Below are 17667 nucleotides of genomic sequence, written 5' to 3' on the forward strand. Positions count from 1 at the left end.
ATCCACTTTAGTTGATACAAGCAGCAATTCTTGTGCCGGTGAGATTGCCTATTTCGAGGGCTCGCCGAGCGACAGCATCAGCCGGTTCGCCCAGTTGAAGAACGAGGCGCCGTTGATGACGTCGACGATCTCGGCATCGTCGAGACCGGCGCGGCGCAGCTCCGCGATATTGTCAGGCCCGAACGCGATCGGCGTTGCGGCCAATGCGACCGAGGCCTTGACCACCGCATTCCAGCGCTCGCCGAGATCGGCATCGACGCCCTCGTCGAGCAGGCGCTGCACGTCGTCGCGGCGCTTGGAATAGGTGCTGGCAAAGCGCGCATGCACGGAGGCGCAATAGATGCAGCCGTTGTAACGCGAGGTCGCAGCCGCTGCGAGCTCGCGCTCGGCGCGCGGCAGGCCGTCGGCGGTGTTGTAGAAGATGTCCTTGTCGGTCTTGGTGCGGGCTTCCAGCACCTCGGGGTCGCGCACCAGAAGGCGGAAATATTCCGACTTGGCGCGGGCGCGATCGACGAGACCTGCGAAGTGCCGTTCCGTCAGCTCGGCCTCGGGCAGCGGGTCGATCCACGACACCCAGCCAAGCTCGTCCTGGGTGAAAACGACAGGCGGATTGACGGTGCTCATGATGCGACCTCCTGCGCGCTTGCCGCGGCGAGCGTGCGCAAGCCGCTCACGACGCGCACCTGAAACGACAGGAACGCAACGAGCTGGGAGAACGTGACGATGCCGGTGGTCGACCAGCCGGCGGCCAGCAGCGCCTTCATGTCGGCGGACGCGGCATCGCGCGGGTGGAAGACCAGCAGATGCGCATGTTCGAGCGCGGCAATCAGCCTAGGGCCGAGGACGGGCTTGCGCTCCGCGCTCACCCGATAGATCAGCCCGGCCTCGTTATCGACCGACAGCGGTCCGGCCGGAAAGGCGCCGTATGGGCCCGACGTCTTGCCGCGCTCGATCTCGGACTTGATCGGCTCGACCAGCGCCGCGGCATCCGCGCTCGCTGCAAGCTTCTCGCCATAGAAGGCGGCGACGGGGGACACGCCATGGAGCCCGGTCACGAAGGCCGCGACCGCGGCGCGTTCGGCGAGCGAAAAATCGCCGGCGTCGGTCGGCTCGAACAGGGCGAGATAGCTCTTCTGCGCGTTCTCGCGCGCCTGCGGGCGGCGCCCGCGGATGGCATCGAGAGCCGAGCCCGGCGCGATCCCGGCGAGCGTGTCGATAATGTCTTGTGTACTCATCATTCAGCCTCATCCAATTCCGTAAAATCGCGGCTAGCCCGCCAGCGCCACGTTGGGCACCGTCCGGGTCCAGCCCAGCGCCGGCGCGACCTTGTCGGCGACCAGCTCGATCGAGCGCAGTACATAAGGATGCGGCGCATCGACCGAATGCACCTGGAACACGAGATCCGTCACCCGTTCCAGTGTGGCATCGGTGCGAAGCGAGGCGATGACTTCATCGGCGCCGCCGACATGGGTGTCGAACGCCGTGATCATCTCCTCCAGCGTCTCGCCCGGGGGAAGGTGTCCGCCCTTCATGAATTGCGGCAGCGCGCGGCGCAGTCCGATGTCGGCGAGGCGCATTGCCTCGCGATGGTCGTCGGCGACGAAGACGCTGCGCGAGGCCATGATACGTGGCTCGCAGCCCGGCGGCAGCGCTGCGAGATAGGCATCGATGATCGGGTTCTGGATCTCGGCGAGCGTGGCCTTCGGCGCCTCCTTGGCCCGCGGCTGGGTGCGCGAGAGCAGGAGGCCATCGCCGGCCTTGCCGGCCCGGGCGCCGCCGGCAACCGAGAATGTCGCCTGCCAGATCCGCTTGTCCAATTGCGGCCGCTGCGGATAGAGCGTGTCGCCGCCGTCGAGCGGCTTGCCGGTCAGCGCCTTGCGGACGATTTCCAGATTGCGCGCAAAGATCTCATTGCGTTGGGCGCTGTCGAGGCCGAAGGCGGCGAAGGCCGACGGATTGCCGCCGGTGCCGACGCCGAGCTCGAAACGACCGTTGCAGATGAGATCGAGCACCGCGGCATCCTCCGCCACCCTCACCGCGTTCTCCAGCGGCAGGGTGACGATGCCGGTGCCGAGGCGGATGCGCGAGGTTTGGGCTGTGACGTAACCCAGGAAGGTGAACGGCGACGGCAGGCCGCCCTCGCGCTCGTGGAAATGATGCTGCGCGATCCACGCGGAATCGAGGCCCGCCTTTTCGGCGCGGACGATCTGCTCGGCCGCGAAGCGATATCGCTCGGAGGCCGGGGCCTCGTCGAGCAGCCGCGTGAAGAAGCCCAGGCGTTTCAGGTTTGCAAAGCGTTTCATACGACCCCTGTCGGCGAGGATGGGCCCCGATGATGTCGGTTGCCGCAGCTCCAGACAAGCGGGCATTGCGCAAGGCTCATACGCAAGGCTGCCCGCCGGATCGCCCTTACATGGACTTTACGCGGGCAGACTGCCTACCAGCTCGGCAGCACCGCGCCCTTGAACTTGGTCAAGACGAACTCCTTGACCTCGGGCGTGTGGTAGCTGTCCACGAGGATCTTGACCCAGGGCTTGTCCTTGTCGGCGGTGCGCACGGCGATCAGGTTGACGTAGGGACCCTTCGGATCCTCGCGCAGGATGGGATCCTTGACCGGATCGAGGCCGGCTTGAGTTGCATAATTGGTGTTGATCGCGGCGGCGTCGACGTCGTCGAGCGCGCGCGGGGCCTGCGCAGCGTCGACCTCGATGAATTTCAGCTTCCTGGGGTTTTCGGTGATGTCGAGCACCGTCGGCTTGAAGCCCGTGCCGTCCTTCAGCTTGATCACGCCCTTGTCGCGGAGCAGCAGCAGCACGCGACCGCCATTGGTTGGGTCGTTCGGGATCGAGACCTTGCCGCCCTCGGGGATATCGGCGAAGGCCTTGTGCTTCTTCGAATACACGCCGATCGGGAAGTTCACGGTCAGGCCGACGGCCTCGATCTTGTAGCCGCGGTCGGCCTTCTGGTTGTCGAGATAGGGCTGGTTCTGGAACGAATTGGCCTGGATCTCGCCGGCATCGAGCGCGGCGTTCGGCACCACGTAATCGGAGAACTCGAGCAGCTGGATGTCGAGCCCCTGCTTGGCGGCGATCGGCTTCACGGCCTCGAGGATCTGCGCGTGCGGTCCTGGCGTCACGCCGATCTTGATGGTCTCGGCTGAAGCTCCGGCCGACCACGCGGCGAGCACGGCGGAGAGAATCAGGGGGAGGCGAAACGACATCTTGGTCTCCATGGAGTCTGCGGCAACGGAACCGTATTCCCTTTTCTGCGCTGCGAAATCAATGAAATGGAAATCCATATTGGCTGGCCGTCGCGGGCAACCCTTCTCCAATCGACCTCAATTGCGAAACGAATGCGGAGCGGCGGCAACGTGCCCCCCGAAGCGTGACGGCATCGCGGCAAAGCGGCGCAGCCCCTGCGCAACCGTGGCGGAGCGTCCGCCCCCTCTTTGACTCCACCACGCCGGACGTGCTGAGTTAGCGCGCACTGAGCCGGTGACGACGTGGTGGAGGTCATCCGATGAACGAGAACGAGATCCGCAATCTGGTCGCGGAGGTGAAGCAAGGCAAATTGTCGCGACGCTCGTTCATCAGAACCATGGCCGCAGTCGGAATCACAGCACCGATCGCCAGCCAGATCCTGGTCTGGCACGACGTGGCGATGGCGGACGCCACGCTGCCGTACAAGCCGACCAAGGCCGGCGGCGGCGGCACGCTCAAGCTCCTGCTCTGGCAGGCGCCCACCCTGCTCAATCCGCATTTCGCGCTCGGCACCAAGGACCAGATCGCATCGCGCGTCTTCTTCGAGCCGCTCGCCGGCTGGGACAAGGACGGCAATCTCATCCCCTGCCTTGCCGCCGAGGCTCCGACCAAGGCGAACGGCGGCCTTGCGGCCGACGGCATGAGCGTGATCTGGAAGCTGAAGCGGGGTGTGACATGGCATGACGGCAAGCCCTTCACCGCCGACGACGTCGTCTTCACCTGGCAGTATGCCGCCGACCTCGCCACCGCGGCCTACACCACGGGGTCCTACAAGGACATCAAGGTCGAGAAGATCGACGATCACGCCGTCAAGGTGATCTTCCGGGCGCCGACGCCGTTCTGGGCCGACCCGTTCGTCGGCTCGGTCGGGATGATCCTGCCAAAGCATCATTTCGGCGACTATGTCGGCGCCAAGTCGCGCGAGGCGCCGGGCAATCTGAAGCCGGTCGGCACCGGCCCGTACAAATTCGTCGAGTTCAAGCCGGGCGACCTGATCCGCGCCGAGCGCAATCCCGACTATCACATCAAGAACCAGCCGCATTTCGACACGCTCGAGGTCAAGGGCGGCGGCGACGCGGTGTCTGCGGCGCGCGCCGTGCTGCAGACCGGCGAATACGACTTTGCCTGGAACATGCAGGTGGAGGAGGAGGTGCTCAAGCGCATGGAGGCGGGCGGCAAAGGCAAGCTCGACATCACGCCTTCCGGCAATGTCGAGTTCATCATCCTCAACACGACGGACCCCTGGACCGAGGTCGACGGCGAGCGTTCGAGCGTAAAGACCAAGCATCCGACGCTGTCCGATCCCGCCGTTCGCCGCGCGATCAATCTGTTGATCGACCGCGATTCGATCCAGAAATTCATCTACGGCCGCGGCGCCCTCGCAACCGCGAGCTTCGTCAACGCGCCCAAACAGTTCAAGTCGCCGAAGCTGAAATACGAGTTCGACATCGACAAGGCCAACAAGATCCTCGACGAGGCCGGCTGGACCAGGGGCGCCGACGGCATCCGCGAGAAGGACGGCAAGAAGCTCAAATACGTGTTCCAGACCTCGACCAACGCCCCGCGGCAGAAGACCCAGGCCATCATCAAGCAGGCCTGCCAGAAGGCCGGCATCGAGATCGAGATCAAGGCGGTCACCGCATCGGTGTTCTTCTCCTCCGATGTCGGCAATCCCGACACCTATTCGAAATTCTATGCCGACATGGAGATGTATAACACGACGCAGCCGCAGCCCGATCCGGAGCGCTTGCTGAACCAGTGCGTGTCCTGGGAGATCGCCACCAAGGACAATAAATGGCTCGGCCGCAACAATTCGCGCTATTCCGATCCCGAAGCCGACAAGGCCTACAAGGCGGCGCAGAACGAGCTCGATCCGGTCAAGCGCGCCGCGCTGCTGATGAAGGTGGACGAGATCTTCTGCGAGGCCCACGTGTTCCTGCCGCTGCTCTCGCGCCACATCGTCAACGCCGGCGCCAACAATCTGATGATCGACATCTCGGGCTGGGACACCATTACCTGGAATCTGGCGGCGTGGTATCGGAGCTGAGGGGAGCTCGGCGAGAATTCTCGTATCCAGCTCGCATAGCGTGGAATCCCTTCCACTGTGTGCTCCAGATCACAGCAGAATCACGTGCCTTCCCTTACAAAAATCGGGCATGGCCGCAAACAAGGTAACGGCGGTACGCACGAGGCTGGGAAGACGATCAACAGCTACGGACTATGCGACGCCGCCAGGGTGAAGAACCCGGCGGCTTTTCTTTTTGCAGGCTCGGTAGGATGGGTAGAGCAAAGCGAAACCCATCCATATATTTCGAATGCGGACGCATGATGGGTTTCGCAAGGGCTCTACCCATCCTACGCACCACCATTTCGAGCCGGCGCGGCTAGTGCCACGTCGTATCCGCTTCGACGATCACCACTCTGATTTCAGGATCTTCGGCCGTGTTGCAGGCGCAGGGCATGCCCTCGCCGCAGCGGCAGCCGCCCAGCTTCTCGCTCCAGACCCGGAGCGGATGGTTTTCGCAGACCCATCCAAGACCCTGGCAGAACGGGCAAGTCTTGTCGGTCACAGCGTATCCGGCGTCCGCATCGTGTTCGACTTGTCCTCGTTGCGCAGCTCCTGCTCGGCCGCGTGCCAAAACTCCTCCTCGCGGCCTTCGGGCTTGCCGGCCTGCTCCCACAATTGGTGCGCGCGTTCTCGGATGGCTTGCTCGGTCGGCTCGGACAATTGCACCTCCTGCGTTGGAAGCACGGCCCCACCCTGGGGGTACGGGGGGCTTGGAGGGGGGCCGTGCAGGCCAGCCATCGGCGGCGACGCTGGCCCGCGGAGTCAATCTTCGACCATAGGCAAGGGTTCCTGCGCGCCTGCGCCGCCGGGCGGAATTCATTATGACCGGCGAACCTGCGGCTGGCCTCGGCTCCCCTTCGACGGCACCGGCGTCCCATCCGCCATTGTCGTCACGCCCGTCCGCTCGACGATCATCCCATAGGCCTTCGGCTGGCGGTGGACGTCGAAATTGAAGCTCGTAGGATGGGTAGAGCGAAGCGAAACCCATCGATGCTACCCGAACGTAGAGCGTGATGGGTTTCGCAAAAGCTCTACCCATCCTACGGACTATCCCGATAAACGCCCTGCTCGGGGAAAACGCCTATTGACCTGAATCAAGATATACTACGGGACTTAGGCTTCCGCGACGCGGGTTCGGCCAAGCGTGTCCAAGCGCAGACCCAGGCGAAAGACTTGTCGAACATCAATCTCAAGCTTCTCCATACCTTCCTGCTCGCAGCTGAGCACGAAAGCTTCCGGAAAGCGGCGGACGAATCCAACCGATCGCCGTCTGCGGTTAGCATGCAGATCCGCGACCTGGAGGAGCAGATCGGCGTCCTGCTTTTTCGCAGGACGCCGCAGAAGGTGCTGCTCACGCCTGAGGGGCGAATTCTGTTCGAGCAGGCGAAGCGCGCCCTCCAGGAAGTTCAGTCCGGGCTCGATCTGCTGAGCGAGTCAGCGCAGTCCCGCAGCCGTCACATTCGCATGGCCTGCGTTCCGACGCTCGCATCCGGATGGCTGCCCAACATCCTGGCGACATTCAAGGTCCGCTATCCGCGGAGCCAGGTGCAGCTCATGGAGCTCTCCACGACGCCCATGCTTGAATTGCTCAAGCGGCAGGATGTCGAGTTCGGTATTGGTCCAGAAGTTCCCGACATGGGGGACTATGAGTTCGAGCCGATCCTCGAGGATCCGCTGTTTGCCTGCGTACCGCCGGTGTTCGACGAGGGGCAATCGAGCGTCAGCTTCGCCGATCTCGTCGAAAAGCCGGCCATCCTGCTGTCGAAGACGACTGCAGTCCGAGGGCTGATCGATGAGACGCTGGAGACGCTTGCCGTCCGCCTCGACGTGCAGTTCGAAGTCCAGGCCGCCACGACGGCGGTGGCACTGGCCGCCTCCGGCCTCGGTATCGCGATCGTGCCACGGGTCGCACTGGTGCAGGCCGGCGTGCAGCGGTTTCGTGTGGTCCCGATCTCCGATCAAATCAAGCTTCGCCGAATCGGCTTGATCACCACCCGCAGCTCGGTCAGGCGCCCGAACACCGAGCAGCTGATCTCGTTGATCCGCGCAAGTCTTTCCCAGCTGCGCTGACGCCTCACGCTCAGAGCAGCTTCAGGAGCGCATCGACGACCTGGCTGGTCGTCGCATTGCCGCCGATGTCGCGCGTCCTCAGCGCTGCATCCTCCAGCCCAGCGCGTACGGCCCCCTCGATCCTGTCGGCACCAAGCCGGAGCCGATTGTCCCGATGGCGCTGATCCAGACGCCGCAGCATCAGGATCGACGCCAGGATCGTTCCATAGGGATTGGCGAGTCCCTTCCCCGCGATATCGGGCGCCGAGCCATGCGAGGCCTGGAAGAAGCCGACCCCGTCACCGACCTCTTCCGACGGAGACATGCCCATGCCGCCGACCGTCGCGGCACCGAGATCCGAAATGATGTCTCCGAACATGTTCTCGGTGACGATGACATCGAAATGCGAGGGCCTGTTGACGAGATGAACCGTCATCGCATCAACAAGGACGTGCTCGGCTTCGATGTCGGGATACTCCTTGGCCACCTCATCGAAGACGGAACGGAAGAATGCATAGGTACGCAGGACGTTGGCCTTGTCGCAGCAGGTGACCCGGCGCCGTCCGTCTTTTGGCGAACCGTTCCGCGACCTGGCGAGGTCGAACGCGAACCGGACGATACGCTCGATACCCTTTCTGGTCTGGACCAGCGTGTCGACTGCGACTTCCTCCCTCAGCAGCGCACCCGCGCCGCGCGCGGCGTAGAGCCCCTCGCTGTTCTCCCTGACGATGACGTAATCGATGGACCCCGGACGCCCGAGCGGAGACGGCACGCCCTTGTAGAGCCTGATGGGCCGCACGTTGGCATAAAGATCGAGCTTGAAGCGAAGCGATAGCGTGAAATCAAGTCCGGCTTCCGTTCCGTCACGGTGAACCACTCCGGGAATGCCGGCTGCGCCATGGAGAATGGCGTCAGCCGCGCGACAGCCCTCGAACGAGCTTGCGGGAAACGAGTCCCCCGTTTCAAGAAAGTGAGTCGCGCCCGCCGGATACTCCAAAAATTGGAGCGTGCCGGTCTGGACACCGGCCTGCAGCACCGCAACCGCCGCACGAGCGACTTCCGGTCCGATCCCATCTCCGTGCACGACCGCAATTTTGTAATTGTCCTTCATGATGCTCGCTCGGTGAGTTGAATGTTGTCGTGGCCACATCTGTTCCGTCGCAGCGGTGAATGCGCGAGATTGCGCATCGGCGCGCCGCCGTCCGATGAGATGGTCGATGAGGTGCTTATCGTCGCGACTGGCGGCGAAGCCGACAGAATGATCGGGTCAGTCCAGCTTGATCCAGACCCCCTTGGTGTTCAGATATTCGTCGAGCTGCTCCGTGCCGCCTTCGCGGCCATATCCGCTCATTTTGTAACCGCCGAAGGGCAATGCGGGATCAATCGCATGATAGGTGTTCACCCAAACCGACCCGGCACGCAGACTGCGCGAGAGGATGTGGGCCTTGCTCACGTCGCGCGTGAAGACACCCGCGGCGAGCCCGTACGGCGTCGCGTTGGCTCGCTCCACGGCCTCATCGAGCGTGTCGAAGGGCAGCGCCGAAATCACCGGACCAAAGATTTCATCTCGGGCGATCTGCATGTTGTCGGAGACACCGGCGAACACTGTGGGCTCCACGAAATTTCCCCTCGCGAAAGCGCCTTCCCTCAGCCTCCGGCCTCCGGTCACGACCTTCGCGCCCTCGTCGCGCCCGCTCCGCAAGAAGCCTTCGACCTTGTCGAGCTGTCGCTCGGAAACGAGGGGACCAATCTCCGTCGCGGGATCCGCGCCATCTCCGATCTTCAGGGCCGAGGCAAACTTCCCGAGCCGTTCGACCAATTCGTCGTGGATCGACCGTTCAACGAACAAGCGGGATCCGGCGATGCAGATCTGGCCCGAGTTTGCAAACGCCGCCATTGCCGCAATCGGGACTGCCTTGTCGAGGTCCGCATCGGCACAGACGATCACGGGCGACTTGCCGCCAAGCTCGAGAGACACCCGCTTGAGGTTACCGGCAGAGGCGCGGATGATGGCCTGCCCGGTCGCCGTGGATCCCGTGAAGACGATCTTGTCGACGCCGGGATGTTCGGCCAAAGGCGCACCCGCCTCCGTCCCGGTCCCGGTCACGACGTTGACGACACCGGGCGGCACGCCTGCCTCATTCATCAAATCTGCGATCAGGAGCGGCGTCAGCGGCGCCTCTTCGGAGGGCTTGAGCACGATCGTGCAGCCGGTCGCAAGCGCCGGCCCGATCTTCCACACCGACGCCGCCGTGGGCGCGTTCCATGGAATAATCGCGCCGACCACGCCGACGGGCTCCTTTCGCGTGAACGAGACGATGTCGCCGGGAAGCGAATTGTCGATCGTCTGGCCGTGAATCGCGGTCGCCATGCCGGCGTAATATCTGAGCATGCCGAGCACGCGAAGCTTGTTGGCTCGCGTCCTCACGATCGGCATGCCCATGTCCGCCGTGTCGGACTGGCTGATCTCCTCCCAGTGCTTGTCGAAGAGATCTGCGATACGCAGGAGCAGAGCCTGTCGCTCGAACGGCTTGAAGCGGCTCCACGGTCCCACGAAGGCACGGCGGGCGGCGGTGACGGCGATGTCGATGTCGCCGGCATCTCCACGCGGGACACGACCGATCACTTCGCCAGTCGCAGGGTTGCGCGTCTCGAACACTTTCCCCGAGCGGGCCTCAACCCACGCGCCATCGACGAACATCTTGCGCGTACGGCCGTCTACGGGAAATCGGATATCGGTCTTTGTCATTGGGTCGTTCGTCCCTGTCTCAACACTGATTCTCGGTCTAGGCTGCTGACTTCGTCTTGCGAAGGAGCCGCGCCAGGTCGGATATATAGGCTTGGCCGTGGCCGCTCTCGACCACAGCCGCGATGGCAGCGCCAACACCGTCGGCGATCGCCTTGGATGCTCCGGAGTGGCTCGCCATCGTCTGGTAGTAGGAGATGTCCTTTAGCGCATTGCCGATGAAGAATGGAACGGCGCCGCCGTCGCCGGTCACGATCGCCGGCGCCATGCGCTGGAGCGCAACGCCCGCGCCGCCTCCCTTGGCGAGAACATCGACGAAGATCGCCGGATCGACGCCTGCCTCGGCGGCCTGCGCCGCAGCCTCGCCAAGCAGCGCCATGAAGCCGATCGACACGTAGTTGTGGAGCAGCTTGAGCCGGTGGCCAAAGCTCACCGGACCGACATGCTCGACACGTTCGGTGAAAGACGCGAGGACCGCACGGACGCTGCGAAGGTCGGCTTCGTCGCCGCCAATCAGCAGGTTCAGCGTACCTTCTTCCGCGTGCCTGGCGGTGCGTGTCATGGGCGCATCGAGAAAGCGTCCGCCCGCCGCTTCAACGGCGGCAGCCATCCGCAATGTCGATTCCGGCAGCGCCGTCGAACAATCGACAATGATGGTTCCTTTGGCGAGACGAGACAGAACGCCGGCCTCGCCCGTGAGGATTGCTTCGACCTGAGGTGAGCCCGTTACGCAAAGGATGATCATATCCGATGTGTCCGCGATCTCGCCGGGAGTCTTGCAGGCCGCAGCGCCGAGGCCGATGAGATCGTCCACGGGCTGATTTCCGGGATGATCGAGAAAAGCCAGAGGAAAACCGCCCCGCACCAGGACGTTCTTCGCGATTCCATGGCCCATCAGGCCGACACCGATAATTCCGACTCTCATCACGGCAATCCCAGACCTAAAGGCGCGACGGAGTCGTGATCTCGCGCTGGAAGGACCCTCGCAACCGTCGTTTCCTCGCCTGCAACAGGCTTTCTTCTTGCTGGCACGAGATGAGCGGCGCCTCCTTGCTTCATGCAAGGCGCTTTTTCTGACCCCCTGTTTGGTTTTTCTGATCTACCGGCGCGGGGCGGTCTGGTGCGATCGGCAAGAAGGCCTTCTGACGCGCCAAACCTTTCAACGCGAACGCGAGGAGAGGACGTCACACCCGGTGACGTCTTCTCATCGTCGGGGCACATTTGACTAGACCTGCACCGACGTCAGCTTCTTCAGGCAGCGCAGCGCAAACGACGATCGGCTGTGGCGGATGCCTGGGATACGGTAGAGCTTTTCGCGCAGGAAGCGTTCGTAGCCAGCGGTGCTCTCGACCGCGACCTTCACGACATAATCGTAATCGCCCGTGGTGAGATAGGCTTCGATCACCTCCGGCAAGTTCGTAAGCAGCTGGCCGAAACGTTCGAGCATCTCCTCGTCATGGCGATCGAGCGTCAGCTCTATGATGACCGTTTCAGGCAGGCCGAGCTTGTCCTGATTAAGCAGGGCAACGTAGCCATCGATGTAGCCCTGCGTCTCCAGGCGCTTCAGCCTGTTCCAGCACGGCGTGGTGGAGAGCCCGATCTTGTCGGCGAGTTGCGCCGTCGTCAGGCGCGCATCCTGCTGCAAGGCGCGCAGGATCTTGCGATCGATTTCGTCGAGCCGAAGCGCATCCTTGCGCGGTGCCTTGACCGGCCCTGTGGCACGTCCGACCGGCGCCATACCAAGAACTCCATTCTGGGATCACGGTCGATACTTAGAAAATTCATACGGCAAAACCAAGCTACACCCAGATTAAAGGAACAACAATCCTGACCTTTGCCAGTACGATATGCCAGCAAAACGAGACATATGCGGTGTTTCTTCTCGAACTTCAGACCAGCGATATGCACGCCGCACTCGGCCGCCTGCTCGACCAGACGCGCGTCGCGGGGCTTCGGCTTGCTGCCGTCAGCGCACGAGCGGACGCGAGCGAATGCCGCATCTCGGCTTCCATAGACATCGATGACCGCGACATCATCGACCGGCTCGTTCGCCGCGTTGGCGCGTTGTTCTGCATTGATGCGATCGAGGTGAGGGGTGAATGCCAATGCCCGACCAAGACCTCACACATGACACCATGAGCTCGCGGCGCGAAGCAGTTCGGTCGCCGGAGCCTGCGCCCCTGAAGCTTCACGTGCCGGAACCGGCGGTGCGCCCGGGCGGCACGCCAGATTTCTCGAACATCCGCATCCCACGCGCGGGCCAGGTCGATCGCCCCAACGTCGACGTGGACGCCGAGGCCATACGCGATCTCGCCTTTTCCGTGATTCGTGTGCTCAATCGCGACGGCGAGGCCGTCGGTCCCTGGGCCGGCGCGCTCTCGGACAGCGAATTGCTCGAGGGCTTGCGTCACATGATGACGCTGCGCGCGTTCGATGCGCGCATGCAGATGGCGCAGCGCCAGGGCAAGACGTCGTTCTATATGCAGCATATGGGCGAAGAGGCCGTGAGCTGCGCCTTCCGCAAGGCGCTCGCACCTGGCGACATGAATTTTCCGACCTATCGTCAGGCAGGACTTCTCATCGCCGGCGGCTATTCGCTGGTCGAGATGGCCTGCCAGATCTACTCCAACACGCACGATCCCCTGAAGGGACGCCAGCTGCCCGTGATGTATTCCTCCCGGGAGCACGGCTTCTTCTCAATCTCCGGCAATCTCGCCACCCAATATATCCAGGCGGTCGGCTGGGCGATGGCATCTGCGATCAAGAACGACACCAAGATCGCGATTGCCTGGATCGGCGATGGCGCAACCGCCGAATCCGACTTCCATGCCGCCCTCGTGTTTGCCTCGACCTATCGCGCGCCGGTCGTGCTCAACATCGTCAACAATCAATGGGCCATCTCGACCTTCCAGGGCATCGCGCGCGGCGGCTCCGGCACGTTCGCGGCGCGCGGTCTCGGCTTCGGCATTCCGGCGCTGCGCGTCGACGGCAACGATTACCTCGCGGTCCACGCGGTGGCGAAATGGGCCTGCGAGCGCGCGCGCCGCAATCTCGGCCCGACCCTGATCGAGCACGTGACCTATCGCGTCGGTGCGCATTCCACCTCGGACGATCCTGCAGGCTATCGGCCGAAGACGGAATCCGAGGCATGGCCGCTGGGAGATCCCGTCATCAGGCTGAAGAACCATCTGATCGTGCGCGGCGCCTGGTCGGAGGAGCGGCACAAGCAGGCCGAGGCCGAGATCCTCGACACCGTGATCTCGGCGCAGAAGGAAGCCGAGAGCTACGGCACGCTCCATTCCGAGCAGCGGCCATCGGCGCGCGACATGTTCGAGGGTGTGTTCGCCGAAATGCCGCCACATCTGCGTCGCCAGCGCCAGGAAGCCGGAGTCTGAGCCATGACACGGCGGACCATGATCGAAGCGATCCGCGACGCCATGGATGTGATGATGTCGCGCGATGACGATGTCGTGGTGTTCGGCGAGGACGTCGGCTATTTCGGCGGCGTGTTTCGCGCAACCCAGGGCCTGCAAGCGAAGTACGGAACGAGCCGTTGCTTTGATACGCCGATCAGCGAGCTCGGCATTGTCGGCGTCGCGGTCGGCATGGCGGCCTACGGCCTGAAACCCTGTGTCGAGATCCAGTTCGCCGATTACATGTATCCGGCCTATGACCAGATCGTCTCGGAGGCTGCGCGGCTGCGCTATCGCTCCAACGGCCAGTTCACCTGCCCGCTCGTGGTGCGCATGCCGACCGGCGGTGGCATCTTTGGCGGGCAGACGCACAGCCAGAGCCCGGAAGCGCTGTTCACCCATGTCTGCGGTATCAAGACGGTCGTGCCGTCGAATCCGCGCGATGCCAAGGGCCTGCTGATTTCGGCGATCGAGGACCCCGATCCTGTGATCTTTCTCGAACCGAAGCGACTCTATAACGGCCCGTTCGACGGCCATCATGACCGTCCGGTGACACCATGGTCGAAGCATGATCTCGGCGAGGTCGACGACGGACATTTTGCAATTCCGCTCGGCAGCGCTGCGATCCGCAGGCAAGGCAAGGCCGTCACCATCCTTGCCTACGGCACGATGGTTCATGTCGCCGAGACGGCCGCGGCGGAAACCGATATCGACGCCGAGATCATCGATCTGCGCACCCTGCTGCCGCTCGATCTCGACACCATCGAAGCCTCGGTCAAGAAGACCGGACGCTGCGTGATCGTGCATGAGGCAACGCTTACATCCGGCTTTGGCGCCGAGCTCTGCGCGCTGGTCCAGACGCGGTGCTTCTATCACCTGGAGGCACCGATTGTTCGCGTTGCCGGCTGGGATACGCCCTACCCGCATGCGCAGGAATGGGACTACTTCCCGGGGCCGGCGCGGATCGGCCGCGCGCTGATCGAAACGCTGGAGGCCTGAGATGGCCGAGCGCGTGGTCAGGCTGCCCGACGTCGGCGAAGGCATAGCGGAAGCCGAGCTCGTGGAATGGCACGTGAAGGTCGGAGATGTCGTACGTGAGGACGCCGTGCTCGGCGCTGTCATGACCGACAAGGCGACCGTCGAAATCCCTTCGCCGACGGACGGACGCGTCACCTGGCTGGCCGGCAATGTCGGCGACCTTCTCGCCATCGGCTCGGATTTCGTTCGGCTGGAGATCGACGGCAAGAGCGAGCAGGCGACGGAGGCGGCCAACCTCGCATCGCCCGCGGCAGGCGCTGCGGCCAAGAGGGTTGATCACGGCGCAACCGCCCCGCGCGGGCCGGCGAGCGAGCCGCCCGACGCACGGAGGTCGCAGCGCTCCGCTTCGCCCCTCCACCACGCAGCCGAACGGCCTTTGGCCGCTCCCGCCGTCCGGCTCCGTGCGCGGGAAGCAGGCGTCGACCTGCGGCAGATTCGCGGCACGGGTCCGGCTGGGCGGATCACTCACGATGATCTCGACGCCCATCTCGCGCGCGACCGCACCGGACCGACAGCGACGCCGCATCCGGCACAAACTGCAGTCACCGACATCAAGATCGTCGGCTTGCGCCGCAAGATCGCCGAGAAGATGTCGATTGCGAACTCGCGCATCCCGCACATCACCTATGTCGAAGAGATCGATGTCACGGCGCTCGAGGATTTGCGCGCGAAGGTCAACGGCCAGAAGCGGCCGGACGAGCCGAAGCTGACATTGTTGCCGTTCCTGATGCGCGCCATGGTGCGCGCGATCGCCGAGCTGCCGCATCTCAATGCCCATTTCAACGATGAGGCCGGGATCGTGCACCAGCACGCCGGCGTTCACATCGGGATCGCCACCCAGACCCCGACCGGTCTGGTGGTACCCGTCGTCCGGCATGCGGAAGCGCGCGACCTCTGGGATTGCGCCGCTGAGGTCGCGCGGCTCGCCGAAGCAGCTCGAAATGGCAACGCCACCCGCGACGAACTCACCGGCTCAACCATCACCATCACGTCGCTCGGCGCGCTCGGCGGGCTCGCGACGACCCCCATCATCAATCACCCGGAGGTCGCGATCGTCGGCGTCAACCGGATCGCCATCCGACCGCATTGGGACGGCACGGCCTTCGTGCCGCGCCAGATGATGAACCTGTCATCCAGCTTCGATCATCGCGTGATCGATGGTTTTGATGCCGCCCAATTCGTGCAACACATCAAGCTGCTGCTGGAAACGCCGGCCATGATCTTCATTGATTGATAGTGCGATGGCTGAAATTACCTGCAAGCTCCTTGTCATCGGCGCTGGTCCCGGCGGCTATACCTGCGCGATCCGCGCCGGCCAGCTCGGCATCGATACGATCATCGTCGAAGCCGAAAAGCCGGGCGGCACCTGTCTCAATGTCGGCTGCATTCCCTCCAAGGCTCTGATCCATGCGGCCGGCGAGTATGAAACGATCGCAGCTGCCGCCGAGGACAAGAATGCGCTCGGAATTTCCACGGCAAAGCCGTCGCTCGATTTCGCCAGGACCATCGCCTGGAAGGACGGGATCGTCCGGCGCCTCAATGGCGGCGTGGCCGGCCTCCTGAAGAAAGCGGGTGTCAGGCTCATAGCCGGACATGCTCGTTTTCGCGATGGCAAGTCCGTCGAGGTCGGAACACAATCCGGGGCGCAGATGATCCATGCCGAAACGGTGGTGATCGCGACCGGCTCCGAGCCCGTCGCGCTTCCGCACATGCCATTCGGAGGCCGCGTGATCTCGTCGACCGAGGCGCTGGCGCTCACCGAGATCCCGAACAAGCTGGTCGTGGTCGGCGGCGGCTACATTGGCCTCGAGCTCGGCACGGCCTTTGCGAAATTGGGCGCGGCCGTCACGGTCGTCGAGGCCGAGCCACGCATTCTGCCGCAATATGATGGCGAGCTGAGCGCGCCGGTCGAAAGGCGCCTGAGCGCGCTCGGAGTCATCGTCCTGACAGGCGCGAAGGCGAAAACGCTGATCGCGGACGGGACCGCGCTCACGATCGAGACCGCCAGCGGTGAGCAGAGGACGCTGGATGCCGACAAGCTCCTCGTTACGGTCGGCCGAAGGCCGGCGACATCCGGCTTTGGCCTCGAGGCTCTCGATCTCGACATGACCGGACCTTTCATCCGGATCGACGACCGATGCCGCAGCTCGATGCACGGCATCTTCGCGATCGGCGACGTCACGGGAGAGCCGATGCTGGCGCATCGTGCCATGGCACATGGCGAAATGGTCGCAGAGATCGTCGCCGGTCGCCGCCGCGCCTGGGACCGGGTTTCGATCCCGGCGATCTGCTTCACCGATCCCGAGATCGTCACCGTCGGCCTGTCGCCGAGCGAGGCAAGCGGCAAGGGCTTCGATGTCAAGACGGATCTCTTTCCGTTCAAGGCCAACGGTCGCGCACTGACGCTGGAGCGCGAGGACGGCTTCATCCGGACCGTTGCGCGGGCTGACAACCATCTTCTGCTTGGTATCCAGGGCGTCGGAGCCGGCATCGCCGAACTTTCAGCGGCGTTCAGCCTTGCGCTGGAGATGGGTGCACGCCTCGAGGACATTGCGATGACCATCCACGCGCATCCGACCCAAAGCGAAGCGTTTCACGAGGCATCGCTGAAATCGCTGGGACACGCAATTCATATCTAAAACATTGGGGAAACCATGAGCCAGACCACGATCATCGCCAGTCCCGCAAACGGGCGAAAACGGCAATCGAGGCCTCGACCATCCGCGCCATCTCCTGGCGTCTGATCCCGTTCCTGGTGCTGGCCTACTTCTTCTCCTATCTCGACCGCGTCAATCTCGGCTTCGCCGCGCTGACCATGAATGCCGAGCTGAAGTTCACGCCGCTGATCTTCTCCTGGGGCGCCGGCATCTTCTTCATCGGCTACTTCATCTTCGAGGTGCCGAGCAATCTCGCGCTGGANAAATTCGGCGCCAGCCGCTGGATCGCCCGCATCATGGTGACCTGGGGCATCATCTCGGCACTGATGGCGGTGGTCAGCGGCGTCACGAGCTTCTACGTCCTGCGCTTCCTGCTCGGCGTTGCCGAAGCCGGCTTCTTTCCCGGCATCATCCTCTATCTCACCTATTGGTACCC

At 63.6% G+C, this 17667-nt stretch carries 18 protein-coding genes; 8 read left to right on the plus strand and 10 right to left on the minus strand.

Annotated features, from left to right (window positions below):
- Positions 1 to 48: 48 nt before the first annotated feature.
- The 4 genes from YU9_RS0133390 to YU9_RS0133405 form a co-directional block, all read right to left on the minus strand.
- A complete protein-coding gene (locus YU9_RS0133390; protein WP_027576669.1) occupies positions 49 to 624 on the minus strand; it encodes an alkylhydroperoxidase domain protein in 576 nt (191 codons plus the stop codon).
- Entirely contained in the window at positions 621 to 1235 is a 615-nt protein-coding gene (locus tag YU9_RS0133395; protein WP_084299159.1) for a CMD domain protein, read from the minus strand. Before YU9_RS0133395 ends, YU9_RS0133390 begins: the two co-directional genes overlap by 4 nt.
- Positions 1236 to 1268: 33 nt before the next feature.
- A complete protein-coding gene (locus YU9_RS0133400) occupies positions 1269 to 2303 on the minus strand; it encodes a putative FMN-dependent luciferase-like monooxygenase (RefSeq protein ID WP_027576671.1) in 1035 nt (344 codons plus the stop codon).
- A 134-nt stretch (positions 2304 to 2437) separates the two neighbouring features.
- The gene (locus YU9_RS0133405) at positions 2438 to 3232 is read right to left on the minus strand and encodes a MetQ/NlpA family ABC transporter substrate-binding protein (RefSeq protein WP_027576672.1); all 795 of its coding nucleotides are present in this window, start codon (positions 3230 to 3232) and stop codon (positions 2438 to 2440) included.
- 287 nt (positions 3233 to 3519) lie between these two features.
- On the opposite strand from YU9_RS0133405, the gene YU9_RS0133410 reads away from it, so the two are divergent.
- Positions 3520 to 5307, plus strand: coding sequence for a peptide ABC transporter substrate-binding protein (locus tag YU9_RS0133410; protein WP_027576673.1), 1788 nt, complete (start codon positions 3520 to 3522; stop codon positions 5305 to 5307).
- A gap of 337 nt (positions 5308 to 5644) precedes the next feature.
- Here YU9_RS0133410 and YU9_RS0133415 read toward each other — a convergent pair whose 3' ends face one another.
- Together YU9_RS0133415 and YU9_RS43240 are read right to left on the minus strand one after the other, a co-directional pair.
- Complete coding sequence (locus YU9_RS0133415; protein WP_027576674.1) at positions 5645 to 5830, minus strand: hypothetical protein; 186 nt, start codon at positions 5828 to 5830, stop codon at positions 5645 to 5647.
- Positions 5827 to 5988, minus strand: coding sequence for a DUF2934 domain-containing protein (locus tag YU9_RS43240; protein WP_084299160.1), 162 nt, complete (start codon positions 5986 to 5988; stop codon positions 5827 to 5829). The genes YU9_RS0133415 and YU9_RS43240 overlap by 4 nt, the downstream gene beginning before the upstream one ends.
- Before the next feature lie 513 nt (positions 5989 to 6501).
- Between YU9_RS43240 and YU9_RS0133425 the strand changes: the two genes are divergently transcribed.
- A complete protein-coding gene (locus tag YU9_RS0133425) occupies positions 6502 to 7398 on the plus strand; it encodes a LysR family transcriptional regulator (protein ID WP_027576675.1) in 897 nt (298 codons plus the stop codon).
- A gap of 10 nt (positions 7399 to 7408) precedes the next feature.
- Here the strand turns inward: YU9_RS0133425 and YU9_RS0133430 are convergent, their stop codons facing one another.
- The 4 genes from YU9_RS0133430 to YU9_RS0133445 all read right to left on the minus strand — a co-directional run bounded on the left by YU9_RS0133430 (position 7409) and on the right by YU9_RS0133445 (position 11861).
- On the minus strand, positions 7409 to 8488 hold the full coding sequence (locus tag YU9_RS0133430; RefSeq protein WP_027576676.1) for an isocitrate/isopropylmalate dehydrogenase family protein: 1080 nt from the start codon (positions 8486 to 8488) through the stop codon (positions 7409 to 7411).
- A 156-nt stretch (positions 8489 to 8644) separates the two neighbouring features.
- Entirely contained in the window at positions 8645 to 10126 is a 1482-nt protein-coding gene (locus tag YU9_RS0133435; RefSeq protein WP_051380603.1) for an aldehyde dehydrogenase, read from the minus strand.
- 37 nt (positions 10127 to 10163) lie between these two features.
- A complete protein-coding gene (locus YU9_RS0133440) occupies positions 10164 to 11048 on the minus strand; it encodes an NAD(P)-dependent oxidoreductase (protein ID WP_027576678.1) in 885 nt (294 codons plus the stop codon).
- A 300-nt stretch (positions 11049 to 11348) separates the two neighbouring features.
- Positions 11349 to 11861: an Lrp/AsnC family transcriptional regulator gene (locus tag YU9_RS0133445; RefSeq protein WP_051380604.1), complete on the minus strand. Its 513-nt coding sequence runs from the start codon at positions 11859 to 11861 to the stop codon at positions 11349 to 11351.
- A 134-nt stretch (positions 11862 to 11995) separates the two neighbouring features.
- Here YU9_RS0133445 and YU9_RS0133450 point away from each other — a divergent pair, with 134 nt between their 5' ends.
- The 6 genes from YU9_RS0133450 to YU9_RS43245 form a co-directional block, all read left to right on the plus strand.
- Entirely contained in the window at positions 11996 to 12262 is a 267-nt protein-coding gene (locus tag YU9_RS0133450; RefSeq protein WP_036018765.1) for a hypothetical protein, read from the plus strand.
- A complete protein-coding gene (locus YU9_RS0133455) occupies positions 12259 to 13518 on the plus strand; it encodes a 3-methyl-2-oxobutanoate dehydrogenase (2-methylpropanoyl-transferring) subunit alpha (protein ID WP_051380605.1) in 1260 nt (419 codons plus the stop codon). The genes YU9_RS0133450 and YU9_RS0133455 overlap by 4 nt, the downstream gene beginning before the upstream one ends.
- Before the next feature lie 3 nt (positions 13519 to 13521).
- Positions 13522 to 14535 (plus strand): alpha-ketoacid dehydrogenase subunit beta, encoded by a 1014-nt coding sequence (locus YU9_RS0133460; RefSeq protein ID WP_027576682.1) that lies wholly within the window; start codon positions 13522 to 13524, stop codon positions 14533 to 14535.
- Between the two features lies 1 nt (position 14536).
- Positions 14537 to 15808 (plus strand): dihydrolipoamide acetyltransferase family protein, encoded by a 1272-nt coding sequence (locus tag YU9_RS0133465; protein WP_027576683.1) that lies wholly within the window; start codon positions 14537 to 14539, stop codon positions 15806 to 15808.
- Between the two features lie 7 nt (positions 15809 to 15815).
- Positions 15816 to 17213, plus strand: coding sequence for a dihydrolipoyl dehydrogenase (gene lpdA, locus YU9_RS0133470; protein ID WP_027576684.1), 1398 nt, complete (start codon positions 15816 to 15818; stop codon positions 17211 to 17213).
- A gap of 113 nt (positions 17214 to 17326) precedes the next feature.
- The coding region (locus YU9_RS43245; protein WP_245266635.1) for an MFS transporter at positions 17327 to 17667 on the plus strand (341 nt) is incomplete at its 3' end.

The organism is Bradyrhizobium sp. WSM1743, assembly GCF_000473065.1.
In the GTDB taxonomy this organism is placed as follows: Bacteria; Pseudomonadota; Alphaproteobacteria; order Rhizobiales; family Xanthobacteraceae; genus Bradyrhizobium.